The organism is Bermanella marisrubri (assembly GCF_012295615.1).
GTDB classification, from domain to species: domain Bacteria; phylum Pseudomonadota; class Gammaproteobacteria; order Pseudomonadales; family Oceanobacteraceae; genus Bermanella; species Bermanella marisrubri.
The window spans coordinates 2,128,201-2,141,709 of sequence record NZ_CP051183.1 but is presented as its reverse complement, the minus strand read 5'-3'; the positions used below and the strand labels follow the sequence as shown (position 1 = coordinate 2,141,709).

Genomic DNA, 13,509 nt, shown 5'->3' with positions numbered 1-13,509 from the left:
TTTAACTCGTTGGATACAGAGGCTTTAGACCATTATCCTGATTTTGTGAGGATTGCGCCATGGGTTTGTATTGGTTGACTAATTGCCACAAGTATTCACCTTGCCATGCACTGTTTCCTGTGGCGCTATATAGAGTGTAATCCAGTTCTTGAATAGCGCTGATTAAAGCTTTGTCATTGAGGTCCTTACAAATATCAGTAAGGCGCCCGTATGGAGCATGGGGTAGGGTGGTATTTGCCCAATTAAGTAACGCGTGTCGTGCCATGTCCGGCTGGTTTTCTCTGCACGCTTTTTTGAGGGCTTTTAATGGCTTGCTAGTATCAGCAGCTGTTGACTCTGCGGTTACCAAAGTGCTTTTGCGATCTCTCTGCCAGACAATATACAAAATAGTGGCGAGCCAGAGAATGGCAAATAGGAGTGTTGAAAGCATCCATGGGCTCCACTCGTTTTCTCTAACTGTTTCCGGTGGTAGCAGCGCTTTCTGAGCATTGACCGCCAGTGGTGCTTGGATAGCCTCAGTTGAATTCTGTGTTCTTTGAGCTGGTGACGCTTTTGTCTCCACCGTTAAGGCTTGCGCGTCAATGGTTGCATATTCTACTCGATTAGTTTGTGTGTTCCACCAAGGAATGCGAATTTCAGGCAAACGAAATTGTCCCGGCTTTGTAGCGACGACGGCGATACTTTGTTTGCGGCTAGAAATCAGTCCCGAGGCGGTATCTTGGTCCTGTGTTTGCGCTTGATCTGGATAGTATTTAAACCCATCTAATTCGGGTATCGCGACAGCCGGAATTTGTGCCGAACTTAACCCCTTTGCTTCTATATTAATTGTTAGAGTAATGGGGTCTCCTATCTTAATTTGCTGTGGATCGCCTTGCCAATTAGCACTGACTGAGAAGTTCTTGGCTGGGATCCAAGGTGCATTTGGATAGCTGCTAGGTTTAGGTAACACTTCAATCTTTTTGGGAGGATGCCCCAGACTAATAGGGCGACCAGGACGCCATGGTCCGTTACTTATTTCGCCCGTATAGCGGGGCCCAGGGATAACCATCTCTCCGCTGGTTTGTGGGAAAATAGCAAACTGTCGTTCATAGACATTAAAGTTTCGACCATTGACGCGGGTATTATACTGTTTAATTTCTCCCAATGGAGTTACTACCGCTTCGTCTACAGCCAGTTCATTTAACTGCCCGTTATCCAGAGGGACCGCAAAAAATAACTTCTCTGTATACAATATTTGCCCTTGCACGTAGGCTTTAGATACATCAACTTGAGTATCAAAAAACACATCATCTTGCTGATTCTGAATGCGTTGTGACATTTCTGCTACTTCAATCCAAATAGGTTTGGTTACTTCACCTTCGAACTTGAGCGGTGGAATTTGCAGTTTACCCTTGCGCTTTGGACTGAGTGATAGTGTCCATACTGTCCAATTTTCGCTTTTTCCGTTGATGAATTGAAAACTGCTTTTTCGCTGTTGATTAACAATTCGAAAATCTTGTGTCAGAGGACGAAAGTTGGGACTGTCGCTGAAAACATTAGCTGCATAGCGAACGGTTAAAATGACCGTATCACCTTCACTGACTTTGTTGCGGTCCACAGTAGCCTCAAATGCAGTGGAGGCCCATCCCAACAATGAATAAAGACTCACAGTGAGTGCGAGGATGAAATGCCTTACCATGGTTTACGATCTCCATTGCTTTCATCGCGATTACGATTTTTATATTGGTATAAGAATTTATTTCTTAGCAGTCCACCAGGATCATCAGGGATGCGTTCCATCCATTGTTGCATAGCTTGTTCATGCTCACTTTGTTGACGACGCTGTGCTGTACTTTGTTGCGAAACCGGTTCTTTTTGTTCATCTTGTTGAAGCTGCGATTCTTTTTGCTCGTCGCTAGTGTTTCTCGCGTCTTGCTGTTTTTCTTGTTGCTGGTTTTGTATATCAGATTCTTGTTCGTCATCAGAGGATTTGTTTGGGTTCTCAGAAGCCGCTTTTTCATCAAAGTCTTGCTGTGAGTTGTTATTGGGTGATTTAGAATTATTATCTGATTGATTTTCGGACTGTAAATCGCTTTGCTGATCAGATTGATTGTCTGAGTTTTGCTCACTGCTGCTTTGTTGATCGCTATTGTTCTGTTCGTTTGCGTTTTCCTGCTGACCTTGTTGTTGGTTCTGTTGCTGCTGCTGGATCTGTTCGATTAATTGCTTGTTAAATTTAGCTTTTTCGTGATCGGGTGACTTTTCCAAAGCAGCTTGATAGGCATTGATGGCTTCATCAAAACGATTTAACTTTGAAAGTGCATTACCTTGGTTGTAAAGGCTGTTTGCATCATCAAACTGCTGCCATTTTTCTAAAGCTTTTTCGTATTCTCCGGCTTTGTAATGACTGCTGGCCTGCCATTTGGGGTCATCAAATAATGTGGCTGCTTGTTCAGGTTTTGATTCTAGAATTTTGCGTGCTTGTTGGTCATCATTCAGCAGCCAATTCGGTGTGTTTTCATACGGCTCTGCCCATGCGTCATGGTTTGGCGATAACAGAATCACCAGTGCCATACCTAATACGATTCCTCGACGAAACAGGAGTAAGGTAAAGGGCAGGGCCAACCATAAAAACCAATTACCATTGTCGGCCCACTGGTCAAACACAATATTAGTGTCTGACTTAGTAACTGCGCTATTGATATCTTGTCGAATTAGGTACTGAATATCACGATCGTCACTTCTTAAGCGCATAAGTTTGGCATTGCTTTGCTCAGCTAATGTTTGTAGATCACTCAATTCAAGCCCAGGCATTATGACTTGACCTTGAGCGTCTTTAAAAAACTGGCCACTAGGTTTAACGATTGGAGCACCTTGTTCAGTGCCGATGGCTAATATACTTAATTGTATATTAGCTTTATTGAGCAGCTCTGCGGCGGGCATAATATCTTGCTGCTCTACGCCATCCGTTACCAATAGTAATTGACGATTTTGAGTTTGTCCTTGTTCAAATAGTTCAGAGGCCTGTTCAACTAGTCTTATTAGATTGCTACCGGGTTCAGGCATAATGTAAGGATCCAGTGCGCTTAGCATGGCTTTAACCGTCTTGTTGTCTTTTGTCAGCGGAGAAGCCACATGAGCATCACCGGCATAGGCCATAAGCGCTGTATTCATATCTGGATACTGATCTAGTACATCGATGATTTTGAATTTTGCTCGCTGCAGTCGCGAAGGGGCGACATCTTGTGCTGTCATGCTTAAAGATAAGTCTAAGGCTATGACCAGACCGGATTGCGCGTCATAAATATCGGATTGGTGTTTTTTCCAACTTGGCCCTGATAACGCAATGATGATCAACACCAGAATTAGCATCAGTAGCGGACTGTACCACTTTGCAAAGGCATCTTTTTTTTGTGTTTTGCTAAGCATATAGGGCTGTAACTGCTTGGCGATAAGTTGGCTCCACGAACCTATTGAACGCTGTCGTGTATATTGCAACCAATACAAGGTCGGTAAAAGTAGAAGTAACCACAAAAACTCGGGGCGAAGAAAATGCATTATTTAGCCCTCTTTTTTTGATCATTCAATAGAGTGTGTGCGCGTCTGTGCCAACCTAGTTGATTTAGATACACTATCAAACCGAACACTAGGCAAAGCAGCAGTGGATAATGTAATAATGATTTCTCTGGACGGAAGGTTTTATCTTCGCTTTCGATTTCTTCTATCTGGTTAAGTACATCATAAATCTGTTCAAGTTCATTTACATTGCGAGCACGGTAATATTGCCCACCGGTATTTTCTGCAATGGCTGTTAGTGTATCTTCATCTAGATCTCGACTGGGGTTGACTCGGCGCGGACCGAAGAATCCTTGGATGACCATCTCATCAGCGCCAATACCAATAGCATAAATTTTAACACCCGCTTTTTCAGCGAGTTCCGCCGCTTTCAAAGGTTCGATCTCTCCTGCCGTATTTTGACCATCCGTTAATAGAATTAACACACGGTTGGATTCGGGCAAATCTTGTAAACGTTTGACACCCAAACCAATAGCATCACCAATAGCAGTTTTGTTTCCTGCAAGCCCGACAACCGCTTCATCCAATAAACGTTTTACGGTGCTAAGATCGAACGTTAATGGAGTTTGAATATAGGCTTGTTCGCCAAACAAAATGAGCCCTAAACGATCCCCTTTGCGTTCTTCAACAAAATCCGTAACCACCGCTTTTACGGTTTGTAAGCGATTAACTAGCCGACCCTGGTATTGCATGTCTTCTTCTAACATACTTTTTGAGATATCGACCGCCAGCATCATATTTCGATCAGTTTGCTGCAAGGCTTTAGGTTCGCCAACAAACATTGGTTGTGCCATCGCTGTTATAAAGCTCAACCAAGTTAAGGTGACTAAACTTATCAATAATTTCGAAGAATTATGTTCTGCTGCAGGTTGTTCTTCTGCGAGCATCATCAAGCTTGGCGCATAAATGGATTCGTTACTGCGCTCACGGGCAGGCGCCAAAAAATAAACAAATAAAGGGAGTGGCAACAATAGAAATAGCCAAGGGTATTCAAAGTGAATCATTTAGCCCTCCTGATCCATTGCTGTGCTCGCATTTTGAGTAAGTTTACGTCCAAGGTTTGCCCTGAATCTGGAGCATGTGCAAAGTCTTCGAGGTCTGGCAAAAATAGTGGCGTTTTTGTTTTACGATCAAGGCTGGCAAGCCATTTGATACCTGATAGCGATTGTCCCTGTCCATAACGGCTAACATATATTTGTTTCAGTAAGCGATTAATGGCGATAACGTACTCTTGATTATCTTTGCTATTTAATTCATTTAAACGCGCAATTGCGGCTCTACGCCAACGATTGCGGCGATAATAAATGACACTGGCCGTAGCGAGACAAATAATGGCAATAACTAGCAGCCACCAAGGCCAAGCGGGCGGCCAAAAGCCAACTTCTGGTGGTAACTCTATATCTTGTAACTGTGCCAAAGGATCTGGTTGCATTGCTCGCATGGATTACACACGTCCCTTTTGTTCTAACGCCAATTTTATAGCGGAGTAGGGGATGTCACCGGCACTAACAAGGTGATGACTGACGGATAGTTTTTGAAAGAGTGAGTTTAAGCCTTGCTGCCAAATATCTAAGGCTTCTTTGTACTGTTTGCGGTTGTTTCCTTGAATATTGAGAACCGACTCTTGAACACCATCATTGACGCCATAAGTGCCGGTTGGTGGAACTTCACGCTCCAGCGGATCAAAAACCTGCAGCGCTACAACATGATTATGCCGCTTTAATTGAAACAAAACTTCTTTGTCGGCCTCGTTTAAATCATAAAAGTCACTGATCAGAAAAAGTGTGGTACCTGGTTTAAGGGAGCGTTTAATATGCTGAAGGCTTTCGCTGAGTGATCGTTGGATATTGTGGTCGCTGTTCGCTAGTTGACGATTAAATTGGATTAAGTGTTGTAAAATATGCAGTACGTGCTGCGCTCGCTGCTTAGGGCGAAAGTCTATTTCGCCATTATCACCTAATAAAAAAGCGCCCACTTTATCACCATGCTCAATGGCGGCCCATGCAATAAGTGAAAAGCACTGTGCGGCTGTGACCGATTTAAAACAGCGTTTTGAACCAAAGAACATGGGGGAGCGTTGGTCGCATAAGATCATTACCGGCCGTTCGCGTTCTTCTTTATAAAGGCGAGTATGAGGAAGCTGTGTTCTTGCTGTTACGCGCCAGTCTATGGTTCGAATATCATCACCTGGCTGATAAATGCGAAGTTCATCAAGATCCAGACCACGACCTTTCTGTTTACTAAGATGTGTACCCGCGAGCATTCCTTGTAGTTGCGGCAGACTTGCCATGCGAATACGTTTAGCAAGCATGCGCAAATGCACCAGATGCTTTTCTTCGCATAAAGCGCCCGCAGGAAAAAATGGTTCTAGAGCTGCTTGAGTGGTAGAAGCTTGAGACGTCATGGCTATGGCACAGCAACTCTTAAGATAAGCTCATTAATGATACGATCGGAGTTTAATCCCGATGCTTCGGCTTCAAAACTCACTAATATGCGGTGGCGTAACACATTGTGAATAACCGCTTGTACATCATCAGGACTAACATAGTCTTTGCCAGCAAGCCAAGCGTGGGCACGTGCGCATCGATCTAAGGCAATGGTAGCGCGAGGGCTGGCGCCAAATTCAATCCAACCTGCCATGTCCTCGCCATAGGCTTGTGGCTGTCGGGTAGCCATGACTAGTTGCACTATATATTCCTCTACACGCTCGCTGAGGTGCATTTCCAATACTTCTTTGCGAGCAGTAAAAATATTGTCAGCGCTCAATATAGGTAGTTGGACGCTATCTTCATCCATCAGTGCTTCACCGCGCGCCAGTCGTAAAATTTGCAGTTCGGATTGGGCATCTGGATAGTCAATACGCACGTGCATCAGGAAGCGGTCTAATTGAGCTTCTGGCAAAGGGTAAGTGCCTTCCTGTTCGATAGGGTTTTGTGTCGCCATCACTAAGAACAATTTGTCTAGTGGATAGGTTGTGCCGGCAACACTCACCTGGCGCTCGGCCATGGCTTCTAACAAAGCAGATTGTACCTTGGCTGGGGCACGATTAATTTCATCGGCAAGGATCAAATTATGAAATAGAGGGCCAGCTTGAAACTCAAATTTACCAGTTTCAGCGCGATAAACTTCGCTTCCCGTAATGTCTGCCGGTAACAAATCAGGCGTAAACTGAATTCGCTGGAATGCCCCCTCAAGACGATCTGCCAAGGTTTTAATAGCTTTGGTTTTGGCTAAGCCTGGCGCCCCTTCAACTAATAAGTGACCGTCAGCCAGTAGCGCTACCAATAATGCGTTGACCAAATCTGGCTGACCAATGATGCTCGACTGCATCGATGATTGCAGACTTATGAGGTGTTCTCGTGTGCTCATTAGGCGATTCCAAGTTTTTGTTTTTAAAGTAATTTACCGAATTATTCACGCGATTCATAGTCAGACCTGATAGGCCGTTTTTTGATCGCTTTTTAAGCAAAATTGTTATCGCTAGGATTTGATCCGAAATGGGGGCAATAGTTTCAAAAATCAAGGATATTCGTTTGAACTGCAATGTTGAGCGAATCCCTGTTCTTCATCTATGCTGTTAGTAGATCGATTAAGTATAAAGGATACTTCATGAACCACATGATTCAGCAGGAAGTCCATCCGCAAATCAGTGCGTTAATAGAGCGTTTAAAGCAATCTGTCCCCAGTGCTCAGGCGGAGAGCATCGAACAATTTACAAAGCATTATTACGCTACTACGCCGATTAACGAAATTGAAAACCGAAGTTTAGACGACTTATATGGCGCAACACTCGCTTGTTGGAATTTTGTACAAGAGTGCAAGGGTGAAAGCAAAATTCGCGTATTTAACCCCGACTTCGAAGAGCATGGGTGGCAAAGTACTCACACTGTGGTCGAGGTATTGCACAAAGACGTGCCGTTTTTTGTAGATTCTATTCGCATGGAATTGAACCGACGTGAAATGTCCATTCACTTTATTAATCATGCTGTGTTGCCGTTCAAACGTGATAAATCGGGTAAGTTGAATCTAGCAAAAAGCTTCAATGAAAAAGAGACTGATCCGGAAGCCGTTATTTATATTGAAGTGGATCGCCATACAGATGATTCAATTTTGGCTGGTGTGGAATCGTCATTAGAAACCATATTGCGCGATATTCGTTTGGTGGTATCCGACTTTCCTCAGGTCCAAGATAGAATCAAAGAGTCTATTAAGTGGATTGCAGAAAGCAAAGGTCCGTTCTCTCAAGGTGACATTGAAGAGGCTTGCGCATTCGTTGAGTGGATGCATGACAATCACTTTACTTATTTAGGTTGCGAAGACTTTGCGGTTGAGCATGCCAATGATAAAACTATTGTTAAACGGGATAGCAAAAGTATTTTGGGCATATTCAAGCATGAATTACATGGCCCAGATAAAACCATTATTGATGATTTAGCGCCTGATATGCAGGCCATGATTATGGCTCCGCAGTTGGTCAGTATCACTAAATCTGGACGTCGTTCCCGAATTCATCGCCCTGCATATCCTGACTTTATTACGATCAAACGTGTAGATAAAAATGGTCAGGTGACGGGTGGTCGTCGCTTTATGGGGCTATTCACATCGAATGTATATAGTGAAAGCCCATACCGTATTCCTATCATTCGTAAAAAAGCAAAGCAGGTGTTAGAACGCTCCGGATTGGATTTGGAAGGTCACAGCGGTAAAGAACTTCAGCATATTTTAGATATTTATCCTCGCGATGAGCTATTTCACACCGATGTTGATCAGTTGTTCCATACCGCGATCGGAATTTTAAATATACAGGAACGCCGTAAAACTCAGATTTTTATTCGCAAAGATAAGCTCAATAAATTTCTCACTGTGATGGTGTTTATTCCACGGGATTTGTACAACACAGAATTACGCCAGCGTATTCAAAATATCTTAGTGGATGCATACGAACCTAAAGATGCACGTTTTACGACTTTCTTTAGTGAATCGATCTTGGCTCGGACCTTATTCACGTTGCGTTTGGATAACCGCAATCAAATGGAAGTGGATGAAAGACAGCTTGAAAGAGACATCCAGGAGGTCGCACGTTCTTGGCAAGACGATTTAATTGCCGCTTTGGTTGATGGTGTCGGCGAGGAACAAGGTAACCAATATTTTCAACTGTACCGCAATGCTTTTAGTGCAAGTTATCGAGAACAGTTTAGTGCTCGAACGGCTGTGCTCGATATTCAGCACATTAGTAAAGCCCAAGAAGATGACGATGTAGCTATGAGCCTGTATCGGAACGTAGCTGATAAGGGCAACCACTTTAAATTCAAGTTGTATAATCCAGATTCTTTATTACCGCTATCGGACGTCATTCCAATTTTAGAAAACCTAGGTCTGCGGGTCTTGGGTGAGCATCCCTATGGTATTACACGAACTGACGGTAAACAGTATTGGATGCATGATTTCTCTTTGGAATATAGCTTTAGTGACACAATTGACTTGCACGAAAGCAAGCAGCAATTTCAAGAAGCGTTTAGGGCTATATGGCAGGGTAATGCGGAAAGTGACGGCTTTAATCGCTTATTGCTTGGTGCTCGTATTGGTTGGCGTGAAGTCGCTCTGTTGCGCGCCTATGGACGCTACATGAAGCAGATTGGTTTTGCTTTTTCTGATACTTTTATTAGTGATACGCTATGTCGCTATCCTGAAATCAGTAACTTTATTGTTAAGTATTTCCAAATGCGTTTTGCGTCTACAAAAATGAATATGGAGACGCGCAATAAGCATCTAGAAAAGCTGGATACGCAGTTTTTCGAACTATTGGAAAATGTCGATAGCATTAATGAAGATCGCATATTCCGTCGGTATCACGAATTAATTTCGGCTACTTTGCGTACAAACTTTTTCCAAAAAGATAAAAATCTGTTTAAGAACTATTTTAGCTTCAAACTAAGTCCTCGGGATATTGAAGATATCCCGTTACCAAAACCCATGTTTGAAATTTTTGTCTATAGTCCTCGCGTTGAGGGCGTCCATTTGCGTGGCGGAAAAGTAGCTCGGGGTGGTTTGCGCTGGTCTGACCGTAACGAAGATTTTCGTACAGAAGTGTTAGGTTTGGTAAAAGCTCAGCAAGTGAAAAACTCGGTGATAGTGCCTGTTGGTGCTAAGGGAGGGTTTGTTGCCAAGCAGTTACCGGAAGGTGATCGAGATGCCTTTATGGCAGAAGGGATAGAGTGCTACAAAATCTTTATTTCAGCTTTACTTGACGTAACCGACAACTTGGTCGAAGGCGAAGTCGTGCCACCAAAACAAGTCGTACGTCACGATGAGGACGATCCATATCTCGTTGTTGCAGCGGATAAGGGTACGGCGACGTTTTCCGATATTTCCAATGGTATCGCTGTCGAACGTGGATTTTGGTTAGGGGATGCGTTTGCTAGTGGTGGTTCTGTTGGGTATGACCATAAAAAAATGGGGATCACCGCACGGGGCGCTTGGGTGTCAGTGCAGCGCCATTTCCGCGAACGTGGTGTGAATGTTCAGACCGATCGTGTTTCCGTTATTGGCATTGGTGATATGGCTGGTGACGTATTTGGTAATGGTATGCTGAGCTCAGAAACTATTGCATTGAAAGCAGCCTTTAACCACTTACATATCTATATTGATCCTGATCCAAAAAATTTGACGGATCATTATCAAGAGCGGAAACGTTTGTTTGAAACCCCTCGCAGTGCTTGGAGCGACTACGACACCAAGTTGTTATCAAAAGGAGGAGGGATTTTTGAGCGTTCCGCAAAATCAATTCCCATTTCGCCGGAAATGAAAGCGGCTTTCAATATTAGCGCTGATCGCTTAGCCCCCAACGATCTTATTCATGCATTATTAAAGGCACCGGTTGATTTAATTTGGAATGGAGGAATCGGTACCTATGTGAAGTCCAGTGCAGAATCCCATGTAGATGCGGGCGACAAAGCCAATGATAGTTTGCGTATTGATGGTAAGGAACTACGTACAAAAGTCATTGGGGAAGGCGGTAATTTAGGTATTACGCAACGTGCTCGTATTGAGTATGCATTGGCAACTGAAGGGCAGAGCTTTACTGATTTCATTGATAACGCAGCCGGTGTTGATTGTTCGGATCATGAAGTCAACATTAAGATTTTGCTGAACAGTTTAGTTCAAGCGGGCGATATGACGGTTAAGCAGCGCAATCAGTTGCTTGAAAGTATGACTGATGAAGTGGCTGAACTGGTTTTAGATAATAACTATCGCCAAACCCAAGCCATCGCATTGGCATTTCGTGAAGCAAAAACGCGTATGGATGAATATAAGCGCTTGATTCATGACCTTGAGGAGCAAGGAAAATTGAATCGTGAGCTTGAGTTTCTTCCTGCAGACGAAGATCTTGATGAGCGTAAGTCGCAGCAAAAGGGTTTAACTCGACCAGAGTTGTCGGTTTTGATCAGTTACATCAAAGGCGATTTAAAAGAACAACTGAATATCGAGTCGGTTTCAGAAGATCCCTATCTAGCGAAGGCGGTTGAAACCGCTTTTCCTGAGGTGTTGTCAGATAAATACCCTGAAGCTATGTACGACCATCAGTTACGCAGTGAAATTGTGGCGACACAATTGGCGAACGAAATGGTCAATCGTATGGGTATTACTTACGTGAATCGCATGCGAGATAGTACTGGTGCGTCGATAGAGGCAATCGTGAAAGCGTATGTGACGGCGCGCGACGTGTTTCGCATGAACGAGTTGTGGGAGCAAATCGAGAAACTGGATTATAAAGTTAGCGCTGAGATTCAAGAATCCATGATGTCCAGCTTAATGCGCTTAGTGAGAAGAGCGAGTCGATGGTTCTTGCGTAATCGGCGACGTGATCTGGTGATAGCTGATGAAGTAGAAAAATTTCGCGAACGTGCTCAGTCGTTGGGAGAAAACTTACCTAGCTTATTGGCTGGAGCGGGTAAGTCCATGTGGCAGAAATACTACGACCGCTTAGTTGAAGCACAGGTGCCCGAGCAATTAGCGACAGTGATTGCAGGTGCCAATAATATGTTCAGTGTTCTCAGTATTATTGAGGGGGCAGAGCACACTCGACAAGACGCAGAAGATGTTGCTGCAACCTATTATCAAGTGGGCTGTGAATTGGACTTGGAGTGGTTCTTGGATCAACTCAATACGATGCCCGTGATGAATCACTGGCAGGCACTGGCCCGTGAAACCTATCGAGACGACCTTGATTGGCAACAGAGAACTCTGACGGTGAGTATTATTAATACACTACCTCATGCTGATATGGATGCACGGATAAGAGCATGGCTAGAGCAAAGTGAGCCTATGATTAGCCGGTGGCGACGAACCATTAAGGAACTCAAAGAGGGCGAGATATCCGATTTTGCGGTATTTGCTGTGGCGCTTCGAGAGTTGCTTGATTTAGCGCAAGCAAGTCGTTTGGCCAGTCTTGAAGAGGAAGATCCGTTATTAGGCCAAGCCCCAGGAGTGGCTCCTGAGCATACGGATTAAAGTACTTGGCATATTAGGGTACTCCTACTGTATTATTTGGTGCAGCTAGGAGTGACCTGTGAACCAAATAGTTGTCGATATCCATATAGATAGTGAAGAGGTGTTGAAGGCCTATCACGGAGCGGAGTTTGTCTATGCACAGGCTCTTGATGGCCGTCGAATCCGTTTTCCTGTTAATATTCTGTGGTCTTTCATTGGCCATGACGGTATCCATGGTCGTTTCGTGATTACCTACAATGACCACAACAAGTTTGAGCGGGTCGAGAGGCTCTAGGCACTAAATCGGACTTAAAATCCCTTTTTAGATTAACCCGTATTCTCGCGTATTTTCATGCAAAACCTGTATAATGCCGCAAAATTTCAAGGGGGTATTCAGGTGTATTCGCTACTTCGTTCTTTACTATTTAAACTCGACCCAGAAACGTCGCATGATCTCAGCCTAGATATGTTGGGAGCAGCAAAGCGTATGGGCGTATTGGATATGCTGGTAAAGAAACCAAGTCCGCAGCCTGTAACGGTTTTTGGAGTAGACTTTCCAAATCCCGTTGGCCTAGCCGCAGGCCTAGATAAGAATGGTGACTTTATCGATGCCCTAGGTGCCCTTGGTTTTGGATTCATTGAAATTGGCACCATTACCCCTCGCCCTCAACCGGGTAACCCTCAACCCCGTCTTTTCCGATTACCCGAGCACCAAGCGATAATTAATCGTATGGGGTTTAATAATAAAGGCGTTGATTATTTAGTAGAGCGAGTCAAAAAGCGTAAATTCACAGGTGTGCTGGGTATTAACATCGGTAAAAACTTTGATACTCCTGTGGAAGAGGCGAATCGAGACTATGAGATTTGTTTGGAAAAAGTATACGAGCACGCAGATTACGTTACGGTCAATATTTCTAGTCCCAATACGCCAGGACTGCGTAATTTGCAGTTTGGTGAGAGTCTGACAAGCTTGCTTCAAACCATGAAAGAAGGACAAGCGCGGCTAACTAAGGAATATGGAAAATACACGCCTATCTTGTTAAAAATTGCTCCGGATATGTCAGAAGATGAAACCCGTTTAGTGGCCGATGCTTTACGTGAATACAAGATGGATGGAGTGATCGCCACGAACACTACCCTTGAGCGCGATGCTGTAGAAGGCAGTGAGTTTGCGGATGAGGCTGGCGGTTTGAGTGGCGCACCTGCCTTAGAGCCGAGTAATCGTGTGTTGCGCTGGCTTAATGATGCGTTAAAGGGCGAAATACCGATTGTTGGCGTAGGTGGAATCACCGATGGTGTCAGTGCGGCGGAAAAAGTAAAACTGGGTGCAAGTCTAGTGCAGGTCTATAGTGGTTTTATTTATGAGGGCCCGAAATTAATTCGTTTGGCCAATGATGCAATTGCCGCTGAGCGAAGCTAGGGTTACAACGATTTTGGGATAGCCATAAAAAAGGGCCCGGGTGG

9 protein-coding genes are annotated in these 13,509 nt (G+C 44.1%); 3 read left to right on the top strand and 6 right to left on the bottom strand.

What is annotated here, in order from left to right; genetic code table 11:
• Position 1: 1 nt before the first annotated feature.
• From HF888_RS09945 to HF888_RS09920, 6 genes are read right to left on the bottom strand one after another with little or no spacing between them, the layout of a single operon-like run.
• Entirely contained in the window at positions 2 to 1,678 is a 1,677-nt protein-coding gene (locus tag HF888_RS09945) for a BatD family protein (protein ID WP_007017173.1), read from the bottom strand.
• Positions 1,672 to 3,537, bottom strand: a complete 1,866-nt coding sequence (locus HF888_RS09940) for a VWA domain-containing protein (protein ID WP_007017172.1) — start codon at positions 3,535 to 3,537, stop codon at positions 1,672 to 1,674. The genes HF888_RS09945 and HF888_RS09940 overlap by 7 nt, the downstream gene beginning before the upstream one ends.
• A complete protein-coding gene (locus HF888_RS09935; RefSeq protein ID WP_007017171.1) occupies positions 3,537 to 4,559 on the bottom strand; it encodes a vWA domain-containing protein in 1,023 nt (340 codons plus the stop codon). Before HF888_RS09935 ends, HF888_RS09940 begins: the two co-directional genes overlap by 1 nt.
• Entirely contained in the window at positions 4,556 to 4,996 is a 441-nt protein-coding gene (locus HF888_RS09930) for a DUF4381 domain-containing protein (RefSeq protein ID WP_007017170.1), read from the bottom strand. Before HF888_RS09930 ends, HF888_RS09935 begins: the two co-directional genes overlap by 4 nt.
• 3 nt (positions 4,997 to 4,999) lie before the next feature.
• The gene (locus tag HF888_RS09925; protein ID WP_007017169.1) at positions 5,000 to 5,959 is read right to left on the bottom strand and encodes a DUF58 domain-containing protein; all 960 of its coding nucleotides are present in this window, start codon (positions 5,957 to 5,959) and stop codon (positions 5,000 to 5,002) included.
• Positions 5,960 to 5,961: 2 nt separating this feature from the next.
• Positions 5,962 to 6,924, bottom strand: coding sequence for an AAA family ATPase (locus HF888_RS09920; protein ID WP_040297550.1), 963 nt, complete (start codon positions 6,922 to 6,924; stop codon positions 5,962 to 5,964).
• Between the two features lie 240 nt (positions 6,925 to 7,164).
• Here HF888_RS09920 and HF888_RS09915 point away from each other — a divergent pair, with 240 nt between their 5' ends.
• From HF888_RS09915 to HF888_RS09905, 3 genes are read left to right on the top strand one after another with little or no spacing between them, the layout of a single operon-like run.
• Entirely contained in the window at positions 7,165 to 12,066 is a 4,902-nt protein-coding gene (locus HF888_RS09915) for an NAD-glutamate dehydrogenase (RefSeq protein WP_007017167.1), read from the top strand.
• A gap of 58 nt (positions 12,067 to 12,124) precedes the next feature.
• Positions 12,125 to 12,340 carry a DUF2835 family protein gene (locus tag HF888_RS09910; RefSeq protein ID WP_007017166.1) on the top strand — a complete coding sequence of 72 codons (216 nt, stop codon included), beginning with the start codon at positions 12,125 to 12,127 and terminating at the stop codon, positions 12,338 to 12,340.
• A 57-nt stretch (positions 12,341 to 12,397) separates the two neighbouring features.
• Complete coding sequence (locus HF888_RS09905; protein ID WP_007017165.1) at positions 12,398 to 13,465, top strand: quinone-dependent dihydroorotate dehydrogenase; 1,068 nt, start codon at positions 12,398 to 12,400, stop codon at positions 13,463 to 13,465.
• The last annotated feature ends 44 nt before the right edge of the window (positions 13,466 to 13,509 follow it).

Excerpts from the sequence above, each read along its gene's own strand:
- HF888_RS09920 (WP_040297550.1), bottom strand. The coding sequence starts at position 6,924 with ATGAGCACACGAGAACACCTCATAAGTCTGCAATCATCGATGCAGTCG.
- HF888_RS09935 (WP_007017171.1), bottom strand. The coding sequence starts at position 4,559 with ATGATTCACTTTGAATACCCTTGGCTATTTCTATTGTTGCCACTCCCT.
- HF888_RS09940 (WP_007017172.1), bottom strand. The coding sequence starts at position 3,537 with ATGCATTTTCTTCGCCCCGAGTTTTTGTGGTTACTTCTACTTTTACCG.
- HF888_RS09925 (WP_007017169.1), bottom strand. The coding sequence starts at position 5,959 with ATGACGTCTCAAGCTTCTACCACTCAAGCAGCTCTAGAACCATTTTTT.
- HF888_RS09945 (WP_007017173.1), bottom strand. The coding sequence starts at position 1,678 with ATGGTAAGGCATTTCATCCTCGCACTCACTGTGAGTCTTTATTCATTG.
- HF888_RS09915 (WP_007017167.1), top strand. The coding sequence starts at position 7,165 with ATGAACCACATGATTCAGCAGGAAGTCCATCCGCAAATCAGTGCGTTA.
- HF888_RS09930 (WP_007017170.1), bottom strand. The coding sequence starts at position 4,996 with ATGCGAGCAATGCAACCAGATCCTTTGGCACAGTTACAAGATATAGAG.
- HF888_RS09905 (WP_007017165.1), top strand. The coding sequence starts at position 12,398 with ATGCAAAACCTGTATAATGCCGCAAAATTTCAAGGGGGTATTCAGGTG.